Annotated in this window: 15 protein-coding genes, 1 tRNA gene and 1 pseudogene; all 17 read right to left on the reverse strand. The window is 74.2% G+C overall.

All coding sequences use genetic code 11. The features are described 5' to 3' along the window. Positions 1 to 28 precede the first annotated feature (28 nt). Positions 29 to 517: a hypothetical protein gene (locus tag ACVJO7_RS32390; RefSeq protein ID WP_491676120.1), complete on the reverse strand. Its 489-nt coding sequence runs from the start codon at positions 515 to 517 to the stop codon at positions 29 to 31. A 282-nt stretch (positions 518 to 799) separates the two neighbouring features. After that, a complete protein-coding gene (locus tag ACVJO7_RS32395; RefSeq protein WP_491676121.1) occupies positions 800 to 2,092 on the reverse strand; it encodes a tyrosine-type recombinase/integrase in 1,293 nt (430 codons plus the stop codon). A gap of 174 nt (positions 2,093 to 2,266) precedes the next feature. Beyond that, positions 2,267 to 2,340 (reverse strand) — tRNA-Pro (locus ACVJO7_RS32400). A 26-nt stretch (positions 2,341 to 2,366) separates the two neighbouring features. Next, the gene (locus ACVJO7_RS32405; RefSeq protein ID WP_491676122.1) at positions 2,367 to 3,095 is read right to left on the reverse strand and encodes a LuxR C-terminal-related transcriptional regulator; all 729 of its coding nucleotides are present in this window, start codon (positions 3,093 to 3,095) and stop codon (positions 2,367 to 2,369) included. Positions 3,096 to 3,121: 26 nt separating this feature from the next. Further along, positions 3,122 to 3,907: a DUF5995 family protein gene (locus ACVJO7_RS32410; RefSeq protein WP_344027255.1), complete on the reverse strand. Its 786-nt coding sequence runs from the start codon at positions 3,905 to 3,907 to the stop codon at positions 3,122 to 3,124. A 98-nt stretch (positions 3,908 to 4,005) separates the two neighbouring features. Next, a complete protein-coding gene (locus tag ACVJO7_RS32415; RefSeq protein WP_491676123.1) occupies positions 4,006 to 6,954 on the reverse strand; it encodes an ATP-binding protein in 2,949 nt (982 codons plus the stop codon). Between the two features lie 25 nt (positions 6,955 to 6,979). After that, on the reverse strand, positions 6,980 to 7,219 hold the full coding sequence (locus tag ACVJO7_RS32420; protein ID WP_344027259.1) for a hypothetical protein: 240 nt from the start codon (positions 7,217 to 7,219) through the stop codon (positions 6,980 to 6,982). Between the two features lie 31 nt (positions 7,220 to 7,250). After that, a complete protein-coding gene (locus ACVJO7_RS32425) occupies positions 7,251 to 8,249 on the reverse strand; it encodes a quinone oxidoreductase family protein (RefSeq protein ID WP_491676124.1) in 999 nt (332 codons plus the stop codon). 2 nt (positions 8,250 to 8,251) lie between these two features. Then, a complete protein-coding gene (gene der / locus ACVJO7_RS32430) occupies positions 8,252 to 9,664 on the reverse strand; it encodes a ribosome biogenesis GTPase Der (protein ID WP_344027305.1) in 1,413 nt (470 codons plus the stop codon). A gap of 57 nt (positions 9,665 to 9,721) precedes the next feature. Then, complete coding sequence (locus ACVJO7_RS32435) at positions 9,722 to 10,369, reverse strand: lysophospholipid acyltransferase family protein (protein WP_491676125.1); 648 nt, start codon at positions 10,367 to 10,369, stop codon at positions 9,722 to 9,724. Between the two features lie 50 nt (positions 10,370 to 10,419). Further along, entirely contained in the window at positions 10,420 to 11,094 is a 675-nt protein-coding gene (gene cmk / locus ACVJO7_RS32440) for a (d)CMP kinase (protein WP_491676142.1), read from the reverse strand. Between the two features lie 117 nt (positions 11,095 to 11,211). Further along, positions 11,212 to 11,574 carry a chorismate mutase gene (gene aroH, locus ACVJO7_RS32445; protein WP_344027265.1) on the reverse strand — a complete coding sequence of 121 codons (363 nt, stop codon included), beginning with the start codon at positions 11,572 to 11,574 and terminating at the stop codon, positions 11,212 to 11,214. Positions 11,575 to 11,576: 2 nt separating this feature from the next. Further along, the gene (locus ACVJO7_RS32450) at positions 11,577 to 12,338 is read right to left on the reverse strand and encodes a pseudouridine synthase (protein ID WP_491676126.1); all 762 of its coding nucleotides are present in this window, start codon (positions 12,336 to 12,338) and stop codon (positions 11,577 to 11,579) included. Positions 12,339 to 12,343: 5 nt separating this feature from the next. Further along, a complete protein-coding gene (gene scpB / locus ACVJO7_RS32455) occupies positions 12,344 to 13,432 on the reverse strand; it encodes an SMC-Scp complex subunit ScpB (RefSeq protein WP_491676127.1) in 1,089 nt (362 codons plus the stop codon). 331 nt (positions 13,433 to 13,763) lie between these two features. Next, positions 13,764 to 14,624 (reverse strand): annotated as a pseudogene (locus ACVJO7_RS32460) (segregation and condensation protein A); the annotation flags it as partial. A 5-nt stretch (positions 14,625 to 14,629) separates the two neighbouring features. After that, positions 14,630 to 15,523 carry a ParA family protein gene (locus ACVJO7_RS32465; RefSeq protein WP_344027269.1) on the reverse strand — a complete coding sequence of 298 codons (894 nt, stop codon included), beginning with the start codon at positions 15,521 to 15,523 and terminating at the stop codon, positions 14,630 to 14,632. Between the two features lie 191 nt (positions 15,524 to 15,714). Continuing rightward, on the reverse strand, positions 15,715 to 16,395 hold the full coding sequence (locus ACVJO7_RS32470; protein WP_491676128.1) for a DUF4097 family beta strand repeat-containing protein: 681 nt from the start codon (positions 16,393 to 16,395) through the stop codon (positions 15,715 to 15,717). Between the last annotated feature and the right edge of the window lie 46 nt (positions 16,396 to 16,441).

Here is a 16,441-nt window from a genome sequence, read left to right on the forward strand (position 1 = left end):
CGGTCGAGTACGAGAACAACTACTACGCTCACCGACAGACCCGAGACAAGCAACGCTCGGGAGAACCCGGCCTCCACTGAACCCGGGGCGCTTCAATCCGGAACGAGTCCGACAGCAGCGCCCGCAGCACCCCGCAGCCGTCCTGGCCGACCAGGCCCCGGACCAGGAACCGCCGGTCGGGCTGCCGGTCCAGCCAGCCGTTGATGTTGGCGTCGTAGAGGTCGAGATGCTCGGCGCGCATCCGGCGCAGGTAGTCGGTCGGGATCCGCAGCTTCTCGGCGACGCCGGCCTCGGCGAGCCGGGTCGGTGTCAGCACCGCGTCGCCCCGCGTCACCCCGGACAGCTCGATCCGCTGGTGCGATCCGGCGATGCGCATCGCCCCGCCCGCACAAGTCACTCCAGAGGCGGGGACGACCACGTCGTGCTTGGTGGTCTGCTGGCGTTCGAGCAGGGCGACGAGGTCCTGCAGGGAGGCGTTGCGGGCGGTGGTGGACAGGTGGTCGAGATCGGCGTTCATTGCTGGCTCCGTCCGGCAGTCGACGCCTCGGACAGGTCTGGTCCTGGCGGCCCCGCCGTCGTGCGGCGGGGCATGACTCACCGGCGGGACGGGCGTGGCGCGGCGGGGCAGCACGCTCGCCCGACCGGCGTGACACCGCTCTTCATGGCGGTCGGTTGCGGTCCCCGTCGCGGTGTCACCCGCGTCGGGTGCGGCCGGGGCGGCATCGACGGGAAAGCCACGACCGGGCCGCAGAGTCGCCATGGCCCGCAGCAAGCGCCGACGGGCACCGACCCAGCTCGCCTACGAGGCAGTATCCGACTCACCTGGTGACGCGGTTCCGAATCGCGGGCGAGCCGGTAGCCGCGTCACCAGGGACTGGGCGGCACGCTGGTCGGCCTCGGAGATCCACGCGGCGTAGACCCTCAGGGTCGTCGTACCTCCCCCACCGTGGCCGAGTCGGCCGGCCACCGTTCGCACGTCGACGCCGGCAGAGATGAGCTCGGTCGCGGAGTAGTGCCGGAGTTTGTGGATCGTCGTACGGATCCCGATGCGCCGGGCCATCCGCCCGTATCGCTGGCTGACCGAACGCGGGACGAGGTGCACCGACCCGTCGGGCACCGGCGAGAAGACGAACGCATCCTCCGACAGCGTCATACCCGCGGCTGCCGCGCGGGCAGCACAGCGGTCTCGGTGCTCCCTCAGCACCGCACGGGACTCCTCGTCGAGCGCGATCCGCCGCTGGTGGTGCGTCTTCGTGTCCTTCTCCCAGGTCACGCCGTCCAGCTGGGCGATGCTCCGCTCGATCGTGAGAGTCCCGAACGTCAGATCGACGTCGGCCCAGCGCAGCGCACACAGCTCACCACGGCGGAAACCGGTCACCATCGTCAGCCAGACGAGCAGGCCCCACTCCGGGTCCTTCCCCGCCTCGGCGAGCAGCAGCGCGGCCTCCCCCGCCGACGGCGGACGCGCGTTCGGCGTGGGCGACGGCGGCGGGTCGGCGAGCTCGATCGGATTCCGCGCGATCCAGTTCCATCGCACGGCCCGCTTGAGAGCTCCCGAGAGGATCACGTGGATCTGCCGGATCGTCGACTTCGACAACGGCCGGCATTGGTGTCGCCCGCACCGGTGGTCGCAGCCGTGGTCCTGGTGGGTCCGGTGGTCGACGCGGTCACGGTCGCGGCGGTCGCAGTGATCGCGACAGCGACGGAGCTCAGCATAGAACGCATCGAATACCGACGCCCGGAGCGACCCCACCTTCTGCCTGCCGATGAGCGGGCGCACGTGCTTACGGCAGAGGATCTCATACGTCGAGAGCGTCGTCGGCTCGATCTCGAGCAACGCGAAGTGCTGATCGAGGAGCTGATCGACCGTCGCCGAGGTCTTCGGGTTCTTCTCCTCGTCAACCTCCGCCGCCAGGCGCCGCAGCACCCGCTCCGCTTCCTTCCGTGCCCTCGGCCCGGCCGGCACGAGCTCACGCAGGAAGTGCCGCTTCCCACTGACCGGATCGACCCCGGCGTAGACGACGACCCGCAGCGAGCCGCTCGGCAACGCCTCGATCCGACCCTTGCCGCGAGACCGTCCGGTGGTGGCCATGCGCAGAACGCTAGCGAGATTCGCACCACGAACGGCACCACGCCGTGTCGGTAGAGGCACTTTCAAGATCATAAACAAGATCAACGAAGTCGACCAGCCGCTCGAGCGTTTCCGCTGGTCAGAGCATGAAAAAAGACGGCTCCCGCATCGGGAAACCGCCCGTTTTCCGACCTGTCGGGACGACAGGATTTGAACCTGCGACCCCTTGACCCCCAGTCAAGTGCGCTACCAAGCTGCGCCACGTCCCGGCCACCCCTCGCGGGGCACCCGAAGACTACCGCACCCCACGTCCCGGAATGCCGGGGGTCTCCTCCCCCGGATCCACGCTCCGCACCAGCGCGACGGCCTCCAGCTGGGCCCCCACGCCGAGCTTCGCCAGCACCGCCCGCACCTGCGTCCGCACGGTCGGCAGGGACACCACGAAGTGCTCGGCGATGGCCTGGGCCCGCATCCCGGAGGCGAGCAGATCCAGCACCTCCCGTTCCCGGCGGGTGAGGGTGGCGAGCTTGGTCCGCACGGCGCGCTGCCGGCGCTCCCATTCGAGGTAGCCGCGGACGAGCTCCTCCCGCCGGGCCGGTGCCAGCAGCGAGCGGCCGGCGCGGGCCTCGCGGATCGCCGCGAGCAGTGTCGTCATCGGTGCGGACTTCGACACCCAGGTGAAGCCGCCGTGGTGCAGGGCCGCCCCGATGCGCAGCGGATTGGAGCTGCCGGAGAGCACCAGGATCCGCCATCCGGCGGCGCGGAGCATGGGGATCATCGGGATGGTCTCGATCCGCCGCCCGTTCTCGTCCACGCCCAGGTCGAGATCAAGGACCAGCAGTCCCGGCTCGACGCCGTCCACGGCCTCGTACAGGTCCGCCACCGAGTGGGCGGGCCGGAAGCGGGCCCGCTCGCCGTCCCGGCGCAGCGCCTCCGCCAGCGACGCCCCCACGAGCTCGTGATCGTCGACGATCAGCACGGCACCGGTGTTCGGCGGCGGCGGGCCCGCCGATGACGATGACACCCGCCCGTCCCTCACGCGGGCGGGTGTCATGTCAGGGATCCCAGCGTGAGGAGTCCCCGTCCGATGAGCGCGGTGCGCCGGTCGAGCGCGTCGATCTCGCGCTCGTACTCGGTCGGCCGCGACCGCTGCTCCCACAGTTCCAGCGCCTGCCGCCACGCGACCTCGCGGGCGAGCACCACCGGCACGTCGGCGACCGCGCCGAGGAGCTGTTCGGCGACCGTCCCGTCGAACGCGTCGCCCAGCCAGCCCTCGAAGTGCTCGATCAGCTTGTTCATGTGCAGCGCGAACACGTCGTTGACAGCCCGGTAGTCGGCCCGTTCGGCCGGTCCCAGCGCCGTCCGGCCGAGCACCGTGCAGGTCCGGACGACGGCCGGCGCCAGATCGAAGTTGACGTGTGCGTTCACCCCGACGACGGCGTACTCCATCGGGTCGATCCGCGGGTGCGACCGGCGCTCCAGCAGCACCCCCCAGGCGCGCGGCGGCTGCGATCCGGTCGCCTCGGCGAGCAGCGCGGTGAAGTAGCGGCGGGCGAACTCGACGTCGAGCCGGACCAGGAAGTCCCGGTCGGAGAAGTGGTCACCGTCGAGCTGGTGCCGGATCCCGCGGGTGATGTGCAGGTACAGGTGGTTGAAGCAGGCGAGGCCGTCGCGCTGCCCGTAGTCCTGCTCCAGGATCTCCTGCAGCTGCTCGAGATGGGCGACGACGCCGTCGATGTCCTCGGGGGTGGTGGCGAGCAGTGCGGCGATCCGCGCCCGCCCGCCCGGCGGGCCGGCGTCGCGTCCACCCGACGGCGTCTCGATCAACGTGGTCACCCGGGCCTCCTGGGGCGTGTCGGCGTGCGCCCAAGCCTCGCCCGGCCACCCCTGCCGGGCCATCGGGTGAATGCCCTACCGCTACCGGGAGGCGTGCCCTATTCCGTCACACCGCGTTCGGGGACGTGCCGGCGCAGCACCCCGGCGGCCTGCGTCCGGTTGGTGACGCCGAGCTTGGCGAAGATCCGGGCGAGATGGGCACCGACGGTCTTCGGGGCGATGAACAGGGCCGCCGCGATCTCCTTGTTCGTCGCGCCGTCCGCGAGCACCTCGAGCACCTCGAGCTCGCGGTCGGTGAGCAGGGTCAGCGGGTTGTCCGGCGCCGGTCCGGCCTGCGGCGCCCGGTCCCTGGCCGGTTGGGCCATGATCACCGGGAGCTCCGGGACCGGCACCCGCGCGCGGCGGGCGATGTCGGCGATCTCGGCGAGCAGCGGGGCGGCCCGCAGCTCCCGCGCGCCGGTCGCCGCGCGACCGAGCTCGTCGGCACCGGCGCCGGCCCGCCGCGCGCCGAGCAGCGCCTCCCCGCTGCGCAGCCGGGCGTACGCCGTCGGGTAGGGCTGGCCCAGCCGTTCCAGCAGGTCGGCCACCCCGGCCCAGGTCCCGGCGTCGGCCCCGGGGGTGACCCGGGAGTCCTCGGCGGTACACATCGCCTCGAACGTCGCCAGGACCGCGCGCAGCGCCGGCACGGACCGGTCGCCCCGGGAGACCAGCTCCCCGCGGTGCCTGCGCAGCCTGCGCAGGCCGCTCGGGTCCGGCGCCCGGCCGGCGAGCACCGCCTCGGCGTGCGCGCGGGCGCCGTGCCAGAGCAGCGGGGCGTACGCCCAGACGTCGTCGATCCCGGACTCGACGACGTCGAGCCCCGCCCCGACGTGGTCGCGCGCGATCTCCGGGCGGCCCCGCCACATCTCCAGCCCGGCCCGCAGGATCAGCAGCGGCAGTCGCAGCTTCGGCAGTCCCGCCGAGCCGGCGACGAGCTCGACCGCGGCCAGGTCCTCCTCGGAGCCGTCCAGGTCGCCGCGGCCCATCCGCAGCCGCGCCCTGGCCAGCCGCACCTCGACGGCCTGGGCGCCGGCCGGTGCCGCCGCCCAGGCCAGCGTCACCTGCCGCTCGGCGTCGTCCCAGGTGCCGCGCCGGAACATCCCGTTCGCGGCCATCGCCCGCAGCGACACCGCCGCCGTCCGGCCCAGTCCCAGCTCGGCCATCCGCTCGGCGCCGGCCAGTGCCTCGGCGACGCCGTCGTCGAGCGCGTTGAGCGGGCCGGACAGCAGCTCGGCCCGCTGCTGCAGGCACTCCCCCAGCGTCACCGGGTCGCCGGAGGCCTCGGCGATCCCGACCGCCTCGGACAGCGCCTCGAGCCCGGCGCCGCCGTCCCGGGTGAACGCCGCGCCGAACCCGAGCACCGCCAGCACCGACGCCAGCGCCCGCGGCTCACCGACCCGGCGGGCCGGGACGAGCGCCTGCTGCGCCACCCGGCGCGCGGCGGAGAAGTCGGCCCGGGTCAGCAGCGCGGTGGCGTACCCGGCCAGCACCTCGGCGCGGGCGGCGTCGGTGGGCGCCCCGCCGCCGGGATCGTCGGGCAGCGCGGCGACCGCCCGGCGGGCCGCCTCCTCGGCCTCGGCGGCCTGCCCCGCCGACATCAGGTAGCGGGCCAGCCGGGAGCGCAGCACAGCCTCGTCCATCCCGGTCGGCGCCTGCGGGCCCGCCAGCCGCTCGGCGAGCAGCGCGACCGCCGACTCGTGGTCCCCGGCGAGCTCGGCGGCGGCCGCCGCCCGCTCCAGGAAGCCGCCGCGGGCCGCGGCGGAGCCGGCCACCGGCAGGGTCGCCGCCCGCAGCCAGTGCCGGTGCGCCTCGGCGTAGCCGCGCAGCCGTTCGGCCTCCTCGGCCGCCGCCAGGGTGGCGGCGAGCGCCTGCGCCGGATGCCCCGCCCGCTGCCAGTGGTGCGCGAGCCGGGCCGCGACCCCGGGGCCCTCGTGGCCGGCGAGCGCCCGCGCGTACCGCTCGTGCAGGTCGACCCGCTCGGCCGGGAGCAGGTCCCCGGCGACGACCTCGGTCATCAGGCCGTGCCGCAGCGCGTAGCCGTCGTTGCCCGCGGCGACGACGAACCCGGCGTCTACCGCCTCCCGCACCGCGACCGCCAGCTCCGCCCCGGACCGGTCGAGGACGGCGGCGAGCAGCGGGTGCTCGACGTCGCCGACCCCGGCCGCCACCGCGCGGACCACGTCCCGGGCGCCCGCGGACAGCCCGGCCGCCCCGGCCCGGACGAGCTCGCGCACCGTCTGCGGGACCCCGCGCGGGTCGCCGTCGAGCACCGCCCGGACGGTCTGCTCGGCCAGGAACACGTTGCCGGCGGAGTGCGCCCAGACCATCGGCTCCAGGTCCGGGCGGTCCGGCAGCCACATCCCGAGCAGCTCGGCGAGCGCCGCCCGGGGCAGCGGCCGCACCTGGCGGAAGGTGACCGTCCGGTGCCTGCGCAGCTCGGTGACCAGCGGCAGCAGCGTGGCCGGGGTGCCGCCCGCCGGATCGTCGCGGTAGGTCCCGACCAGCAGCACCCGCTCGGTCGCGAGCCCGGCGAGCAGGTAGGCGAACAGGTCGCGGGTCGAGCGGTCCGCCCAGTGCAGGTCGTCGACGACGAGCACCACCGGCGAGTCCCGGGCGGCCCGCCCGACCAGCGCGCACAGCTCGCCGAGCATCTCCACCCGGCCGGCCGCCGACGCCCCGTCGGTGCCGTCCAGGTCGCCCAGCGCGGCGGCGAACGTCCGCGCCGCCTCCCCGGTGCCGGTGCGGGCGTGCTCGCGCAGCGCCGACACCACCGGCCAGAACGACGGCGCGTCGGCGATGTCGAGCGCCCGGCCGGTCAGCACGACGGTCCCGTCGGCGACCGCCCACCGGCCGAACTCGGTGACCAGGCGGGTCTTGCCGACCCCGGCGTCGCCACCGAGCAGCACCGCGGACGCACCGTTGACGACGGTATCGCGCAAAGCTGAGCGCAGCAGGTCCAGCTCGGCAGTGCGACCGTGGAAGGGGCGCCCCGCCGGTGTGTCTCTCACCGGACACAGGCTAGTGACGGTGTTATCACCGATCCAGGGAAAAGGACCCTTCCGCCAGGACCCGCCGGGCGGTCAGGATGCTCAGCCAGGCGTAGACCCGCGCGGCGGGCTCGCAGCCGCAGCCGTCCCACGGGTGCATCATGTCGGCGTACCAGGACGCCTCGGTGCACGCGTCGCCGACCAGCGCGTCGCCGCCGTGGCGGGCGAGGGCGAGCACGCAGGCGGCCCGCAGCCGCCAGACCCACCACCGCTCGAACGCCGTCACGACTGCGCACTCGCCGGACACGACGTGTCGGTTACGCCTGCCCCGGTACGGGATCGGCGAGATCGAGGACCACCTTGCCGACCGCCGCACCGGACTGCAGGTGCTCCAGCGCGGCCGGCGCCTCACCGAACGGGACGATCCGGTCGACGGTGGCACGGACCCGGCCGTCGGCGACCAGGTCGAGCACCGGTGTCAGCGCGGCGGCGACCGCGGCCCGCTCGTCGGCGGTCCGCACGCTGAAGGTGGTCCCGATCAGCCGCAGCCGCCGGAACGACAGCGTGTTCAGGTCCAGCGTGGCGGCCGGGCCGGCGAGCCGGCCGATCTGGATCGCGGTCCCGCCGATCCGGATCCCGCCGAGCGCGGCGGCGAGCTGGTCGCCGCCGACCAGATCGAGGACGACGTCCACCCCGGCACCATCGGTCGCGGCGAGCAGCCCGTCCGCGAGCCCGGCCGGCCCGACCAGCGGATCGGCCCCGGCCGCCGCGATCGCCGCCCGCTTCGCCTCCGAGGTGGTCGTCGCGAGCACCGGATCGGCGCCGAGCGCGCGCGCCAACCGGATCGCGACCTGCCCGACGCCGGTCGTCCCGCCGAGCACCAGCACCGCACCTGCGGTGCCGAAACCGGCCTGGGTGACCAGCGCGTCGTGCACCGTCTCCAGCGCCACCGGCAGCGCGGCGGCGTCGGTCCAGGACAGCCCGGCCGGGACCGGCAGCGCGCGCCGGGCGTCGACGACGGCGTAGTCGGCGAACGCCGCGGGCGCGCTGCAGAACACCCGGTCGCCCAGGCTCCGGCCGGCCGTCCCCGGCCCGGCCGCGACGACCTCCCCGGCGAGCTCCATCCCGGCGACGAACACGCCGTCCGGCCCGGCGTGCGGGACCGGGTAGCCGCCGCCGAGCGCGAGCAGGTCGGCCCGGTTCAGACCGGCCGCCCGCACCCGCACCAGCAGCTCGCCGGCGCCGGGCTCGGGCACGGTGCGCTCACCGAGCTCCCAGGACCGGGCCCCGGGACGGCCGCCGAGCAGCGCGCGCATCGTCACTTCTTCCGCGGGCGCTTCTCACGCACCCGGACCGACAGCCGGATCGGGGTGCCGCCGAACCCGAACTCCTCGCGCAGCTTCCGCTCGACGAACCGGCGATAGCCCGCCTCCAGGAAGCCGGAGGTGAACAGCACGAACGTCGGCGGCCGGGTCTGCGCCTGGGTGGCGAACATGATCTTCGGCTGCTTGCCGCCGCGGACCGGCGGCGGGGTGGCCGCGACCAGGTCGTTGAGCCACTGGTTGAGCCGCCCGGTGGGCACCCGGGTGTCCCACGAGGCCAGCGCCCGGCGCATCGCGGGGGTGATCCGCTGGGTGGCGCGGCCGGTCAGCGCGGAGACGTTGACCCGCTCCGCCCAGCGGACGCTGATCAGGTCCCGCTCCAGCTCCCGGGTCAGCTGCTCGCGGCGGTCCTCGTCGACGAGGTCCCACTTGTTGAACAGGATGACCAGCGCCCGGCCCGCCTCGGCGACCATCGTCAGCACCCGCTGGTCCTGCTCGGCGATCGGCTCGGAGGCGTCGATCAGCACCAGCGCGACCTCGGCGGCCTCGATCGCGGAGCTGGTGCGCAGCGACGCGTAGTACTCCATCCCGGAGGCCATCTTGACCCGCTTGCGCAGCCCGGCGGTGTCGACGAAGCGGAACACCTCGCCGTCCAGCTCGACCAGCGAGTCGACCGGGTCGACCGTGGTGCCCGCCACGTCGTGCACCACCGACCGGATCTCCCCGGACAGCTTGTTGAGCAGGCTCGACTTGCCGACGTTCGGCTTGCCGACCAGCGCGACCCGGCGCGGCCCGGCCCCGGAGGCGCCGAAGTCGTCGCGCGGGGTCTCCGGCAGCACCTCGAGCACCGCGTCGAGCAGGTCACCGGAGCCGCGGCCGTGCAGGCCGGACACCGGGTGCGGCTCGCCGAGCCCGAGCCGCCACAGCTCGGCGGTGTCGGAGGTGAGCCGGTCGTCGTCGACCTTGGTGGCGGCCAGCAGGACGGGCACGTCCGCGCGGCGCAGCACCCGGGCGACGGCCTGGTCGGTCGCGGTCGCCCCGACCGAGGCGTCCACCACGAGCAGCACGGCGTCGGCCGTGCGCATCGCGGTCTCCGCCTGCTGGGCGACGAACGCCTGCAGTCCGGCGGCGTCCGGCTCCCAGCCGCCGGTGTCCATCAGCTTGAACCGGCGGCCGTTCCACAACGCGTCGTAGACGACGCGGTCGCGGGTCACCCCCGGCACGTCCTGCACGACCGCCTCACGGCGGCCCAGCAGCCGGTTGACCAGCGTGGACTTGCCGACGTTGGGCCGCCCGACCACCGCCAGGGTGGGGGTGGCGAGCACCTCGTCCGGGTCGATCCCGGCCGCGACCTGCCCTTCCTCGTCGACGGCGACGAACTCGGCGGGATCGAGTCCCAGCCGGTCCATCTCCACCCGGTCGGCGTCCCCGACGATGTCGGCGCCGCTCCTGTTGTCACTCACCTGTCACTCACGTCCCGGCCGGTTCGATCCGGCCTCATAGCTGTCTCCGTTGCACGGCCCGTCGCGGCCGAGCTCGCGGACCAGGGCCCGCAGTGCCTCCGCGACGTCCGCGGTCGCCGCCGCCAGCCCGTCCCGCCCGGGGACGGACGGGGCGGCGAGTGCCGGACCGACCAGCACGTCGACCGTGGGCCGGAACCTGCGTCCCGATCCGTCCGGCCGCCGTGTCCCGCGCACCGCCACCGGCAGTACCGGCGCGGACGCCGCCCTGGCCAGCCAGGCCGCCTCCTGCCGGGCCGCGGCGACCTCACCGGTGCCGCGGGTGCCCTCGGGGAACACCGCGACCACGCCACCGCCGCGCAGCACGTCCAGCGCGGCGGTCAGCGGCCGCCGGTCGGCCACCTCCCGGCGGACCGGGATCTGGCCCAGCGCCGGCAGCAGCAGCCGCAGCGGCCCCCGGAACATCTCCTGCTTCACCAGGAACACCACCCGGCGCCCGAACATGCCGAACAGCAGCGGACCGTCGACGAACGCGCTGTGGTTCGCGACGACGACCACCGGACCCTCGGCGGGGATCCGGTCCCGGTGCCGCACCCGGATCCGGTAGAACGGCGTGAAGATCCAGGTACCGAGCCATCGTGCCAGGTCGTGCAACCAGCCGACGCTCCCGGGGGTCAACCCGGACGGCCCGGCACCCGGGCGGATCACCCGCCCAGCCCCCGTTCCGCAACCAGCTCCCGCAGCCGGGCCAGCACGGCGTCCGCGGAGAGCAGGTCGGTGTCGAGCACGAGCGCGTCGGCCGCCGCGTACAGCGGCGACACCCGGCGGGACGAGTCCAGCCGGTCCCGCCGCTCGACGTCGGCGAGGGTGCGGTGCAGGTCGGACTCCCGGCCCGCCCGCGCGTCCTGCCGGCCGCGCCGCGCCGCGCGGACCTCCGGCGACGCCGTCAGGTACACCTTCAGCGGCGCCTCCGGCACCACCACGGTACCGATGTCGCGACCCTCGACGACGATGCCGCCCCCGCCGTCCACCGCCGCCCGGATCAGCGCGTGCTGCTGGGCGACCAGCTCGGTGCGGACCTCGGGCACCGCGGAGACCGCCGACACCAGCGCGGTCACCTCGGGGCCGCGGATCTCGGCGGACACGTCGGTGCCGTCCAGGGTGATGGTCGGTGCCGACGGATCGGTGCCCGACTCGATCGACGCCGCCGTCGCGACCCGGGCCAGCTCCGCGGCCGGGGCGTCATCGCCGAGCCCGGCGCGCAGCACGGCCAGGGTCGCCGCCCGGTACATCGCACCGGTGTCCAGGTAGGCGGCCGAGCAGGCCTGCGCCAGCCGCCGGGAGACGGTCGACTTGCCCGTCCCGGACGGACCGTCCATCGCGACGACGCCCCGCAAGGCCACCTGTCCCCCACCCTGTCGTACCTGTGATCCCGTGCCCGTTGATCCGTAGGGCATTCTCGCCGGTCCGGTACGGCACGTCCGGGGCGGGGTGTCCTACTGGGGCAGGTCGGTCCGCAGCGCCCGCGCCCCGTGCAGGTATACGTGCCGCATCTCGGAGCGCGCCTTCGGGGTCTCCACGTGGGCGAGCAGCCGCAGCACCCGCGGCAGCGCGCCCGGGACCGACATCTCGGTGGCACACATCAGCGGCACGTCGGTCAGCCCGAGCAACCGGGCGGCGTAGGCCGGGAACTCCGCGGTCAAGTCCGGGGTCGCGGTGAACCAGATCGAGATGATGTCCGCCGCGACGAGCTCGTTGCGTTCCAGGACGGCGCTCACCAGCTCGGCGGAGCGGTCCAGGATCTGCTCCCGCTCGTCGGCGTCGACCTGGGTGGCCCCGCGCAGCGCGCGCACCGCCACCGCTACAGCCCCACGGCCTTGTAGAGCGAGCCGATCTCCACCCGGTCCAGCGGGCGCAGCTTGCCCGGCTTCTGGTTGCCGAGCCGGACCTCCCCGACGGCGGTGCGCACCAGCCGCTGCACCGGGTGCCCGACCTCGGTGAGCATCCGCCGCACGATGTGCTTGCGCCCCTCGTGCAGGACGAGCTCCACGGTCGCCCGGCCGGGCAGCGAGTCGACCAGCTTGAACGAGTCGACGCGGGCGAGCCCGTCGTCCAGCTCGATCCCGTCCCGCAGCCGCCGGCCCAGGTCCCGCGCGATCCGGCCCTCCACCTCGGCCAGGTAGGTCTTGGGCACCTCGTAGGACGGGTGCATCAGCCGGTGGCCGAGCTCGCCGTCGTTGGTGAGCAGCAGCAGGCCCTCGGTCTCGGCGTCCAGTCGTCCGACGTGGAACAGCCGCTGCGCCTCGTTCATCAGCTCGACCCGGTCGGCGAGCAGATCGCCGATGCAGGGCCGGCCCAGATCGTCGGACATCGTCGAGTGCAGGCCGCGCGGCTTGTTCAGCGCCAGGTACACCTGGTCGTCGCGCAGCGTGACCCGGGCGCCGTCGACGTGCAGCACGGCGGTCTCGGGGTCGATCCGGCGGCCCATCTCGCGGACGGTCACGCCGTCGACCTGCACGCGCCCCTGCGCGATCAGCTCCTCCGCGGCCCGCCGGGAGGCGACACCCGCGCGGGCCAGCACCTTCTGCAGCCGGACTCCGTCGGGGTCGTGTGTGTCGCTCATGTCCTCTAGCTTTCCAGGTCGTCGATCGCGTCGATGTCGGGCAGCAGCGGCGCCAGCGGCGGCAGCTCCTGCACCGACGAGAGCCCGAGCCGTTCCAGGAACACCTCGGTGGTCCGGAACAGTGTCCCTCCGGTGTGCTCCTCGGTCCCCGCCTCCTCCACCAGCCCGCGGGTGAGCAGGGTCCGCAGCACGCCGTCGCAGTTCACCCCACGGACCGCGGCGACCCGCGCCCGGGTCACCGGCTGCCGGTAGGCGACGACGGCGAGGGTCTCCAGCGCGGCCCGGGTGAGCCGGGCACGCTGGCCGTCGAGCAGCAGCTTCTCGACGTACGGGGCGTACCGGTCGCGGGTGTAGAACCGCCAGCCGCCGCCCACCCGGCGCAGGTCGATGCCGCGGGCGTCGGCGGTGTAGCCGAACGACATCCGGTCGAGCGTCTGCCGGATCCGCACCGGGGTCTGGCCGAGCGTCGTGGCCAGCGACTCCTCGTCCACCGGGGTGTCGACGACCAGCAGCAGCGCCTCGAGGGCCTTCTCCAGCTCGGTGTCGTCGGTGAGTTCGGTGAGTGCCGGGTCATCGGCGGCCGTCTCGTCGGCTGCCGGGTCGTCGGCGGCCAGGTCGTCGGCGGCCAGGTCGTCGGTTGCGGAGTCGTCGGCTGCGGAGTCATCCGCTGCCAGGTCATCGGCTGCTGCCTCGTCGGATGCCGTGTCGTCGAATGTCAGGTCATCGGCTATCAGGTCGTCGGCTGCAGAATCGTCGGCTGCCGGGTCGTCGGCTGCTGCCTCGTCGGCTACCGCGTCATCGGCTACCGCGTCGTCGGATGCCGGGTCGCCGGCTGCCGTGTCGCCGGCTGCCGGGTCGTCGGCTGCCGGGTCGTCGGATGCGCGGTCAGTCGCCGGGGCCGGCTCCGCCCCCGGGGCCCGGGTGCGTGCCGGCTCGTCGTCGTCCCGGACGTCGGTCCGGTTCTCGTCCGGCCCGGCCGTTGTCCGCTCCGTGCCGGCGTGCGGGCTCCGCGGCACCGTCCGGCCGATCAGGCGCATCAGCTCGGACGGGTCCTCCGGGTCGTCGGATCCCGGCCGGTCGTCCGGCTCAGCCACCGGCCGTCCCGGTCCCCTCGCCATCGGGCACCGAGCCCTCCCGCGGTCCGGCATCGTGCTCCGGAGCTCCGGCGCCGATCTCCGGTTCCGGCGCGGCGGGCGTCCCGGCGTCCGCATCAGTGCCCGGCGCGTCATCCGCCCCGGCCCCGGTCGCCTCATCCGACCCAGCGTCCGGCACGTCGCTCGGCCCGGCTTCCAGCGCATCGTCCGACACAGCATCCAGCGCATCGTCCGACACAGCATCCAGCGCATCGTCCGACACAACATCGTCCGACACGGCGTCGTCGGCGCGGTTCTTCTTGCGGCGCCGCTTGTTCCTGGCCCGCACCGCCTCCTCCGCCGCGGCCCGCTCGTCCTCCAGCGCGGCCGCGTACGCGACCGGGTCGACGGCGCGGTCGGCGGTCCAGGTGACGGTGAGATCGGCGAACGGCTCCGGCTGCTCCAACGCGACCGAGCGTTCCCGGTACAGCTCCAGCAGGCCCATGAACCGGGCGATGACCTCCAGTGTGCCGACGCAGTCGGCGGTCAGCTCGGCGAAGGTGGCCGTCCCGGCGACGGCGAGCCGCTCGCGCAGCAGCTGGGTGTGCTCGGCGACCGACACGTGCACCGCGTGCAGGTGGTCGACGCCCACCTCCTGCGGGGGCCGCGGCCGGAACACCGCCGCGGCGAGCTCGGCGAACGCGTCGGCGTCCACCCCGAGCAGCACCTCGGGCAGCAGCTCGGCGTACCGGTCCTCCAGCGACACCGAGCGCGGGAACCGGCGCAGCGCTCCTTTCTCCAGCTCGACGAACAGCTGCGCGGCCTGCTTGTAGGCCCGGTACTGCAGCAGCCGGGCGAACAGCAGGTCGCGCGCCTCGAGCAGGGCGAGGTCCTCGTCGTCCTCGACCTCGGCGCCGGGCACCAGGCGGGCCGCCTTCAGGTCGAGCAGGGTGGCCGCGACGACCAGGAACTCGGTGGTCTCGTCGAGGTCGGCGTCGTCGCCGAGATCGGCCAGGTGCGCGATGAAGTCGTCGGTGACCTTGTGCAGCGCCATCTCGGTGACGTCGAGCTCGTGCTTGCCGATCAGCTGCAGCAGCAGGTCGAACGGGCCCTCGAAGTTCGTCAGGCGCACGGTGAAGCGCCGGGACCGCGGGGCGGCGACGTCGCCGTCGTCCAGGTTCTCCGGGACGGGCCCACCCGGACCGTCGGCCAGCAGCGTCACCGGGCGATGACCTCCCGGGCCAGCATCCGGTAGGACGCCGCCGCGGACGACGTGGGCGCCCAGACCGTGATCGGCTCGCCGGCGACCGTCGTCTCCGGGAACTTGATCGTCCGGTTGATGACGGCGTCGAACACCTTCTCGCCGAACGCCTCGACGACCCGGTCGTGCACCTCCTTGGTGTGCAGCGTCCGGGTGTCGAACATGGTCGCCAGCACGCCGAGCAGCCGCAGGTCCGGGTTGAGCCGATCGGTGACCTTGTCGATCGTGTCCATCAGCAGCGCGACCCCGCGCAGCGAGAAGAACTCGCAGGCCAGCGGGATCAGCACCTCGTCGGCGCAGGACAGCGCGTTGATCGTGAGCAGGCCGAGCGAGGGCTGGCAGTCGATGAGGACGACGTCGTAGTCGGGCAGGAACCGCTTCAGCGACCGGCCGAGCGCCTGCTCGCGGCCGACCTCGGTGACCAGCTGCACCTCGGCGGCGGACAGGTCGATGTTCGACGGCAGCAGGTCCATGTTCTCGACGCCGGTGTCCTGCAGCACCTCGTCGGCCTCGACGTCGCGCTCCATCAGCAGGTTGTAGACGGTCGACTCGAGCTGGTGCGGCTGCACGCCGAGCCCCACCGACAGCGCACCCTGCGGGTCGAAGTCGACGAGCAGCACCTTGCGGCCGTACTCGGCGAGCGCCGCCCCGAGGTTGATGGTGGACGTCGTCTTGCCGACGCCGCCCTTCTGGTTCGCCACGGCGATCACCCGGGCGGGGCCGTGCACGGTCAGCGGCGCCGGTTCCGGCGCGCGGCTGCTGGTGCTGGGGATGCCTCGCCCCGGGGTCGGCGACGACTCGTCGGCCGAGTCGTCGAGCCGGTCCTGGGGTTCCGGCCGCGTGGGGTTCATGCGGTCTCCGGTCTCGTCGTGGGGTGCGTACCGGGTCCCGGGACAGCTGCACCGATCCCGACCCGCACTGTAGGAACCGCCCCCACGTGCGGCAACGCGCCTCGCCGTGCACCTCGCGAACTGATGTCGCAACCTTACCCGCGCCCGGTGACGGTTCCCCGCCGCCCGGGCCCGGCGTGTCGCGGTGCAGCTCAGCCCGGTGTGACCGAGACGCTCCCGGCCGTGCTGCGCGCGATGACGCGGTGATCGGCGCCGGGCTGGTCGGGCACCTCGACGGTGCTGCTCCCGGCGGTCGTCTCGGCGGTGACCCAGTAGGCGGGACCGATCGGCAACCGGACGTCCACCTGCCCGGCCGTCGACTCCGCGGTCACCTCCGGGGCCGCCTCGGCGAACCGCAGGTCGACCCCGCCCGCACTGGACGACGCGGTGACCGAACCCGGCCCGAGGCCGGTGCCGGTGACCTCGCCCGCGCTGGTGCGGACGTCCTGCTCGCCGGTCAGGCCGGAGATCTCGATGCCGCCGGCGGAGAGCTCCACCCGCGACGACGCCTCGGCCGGCACGGTGACGACCAGCCCGGCCTGGCAGCGCTCGCCGCCGGAGTTCGGGCAGCGGGCGCTGATCCGCAGGACGTCGCCGTCCAGCCGGTGCTCGACCTGCGGCCGCGCGTCCCCGGTCCAGCGCAGGTCCTGCTCGACCGACGACTCCGCACCGGCGACCAGCCGCACCGGACCCGCGTCCGAGTCGATCTCGACCCGGGCCACGGCCCCGTCGATCCGGTCATCGACGTTCTCCTGCTGCTCAGGTCCACCGCTCCCGCACCCGGCCAGCAGCAGGGACGCCACGGCCCCGACGACCCACGCTCCGTATCGCATCGGTCCCGAAACGTAGTCCGTCCGATCCCGGCCCCCACCGCCGGGT

The sequence above is a fragment of the Pseudonocardia sp. DxW genome (genome assembly GCF_058448985.1).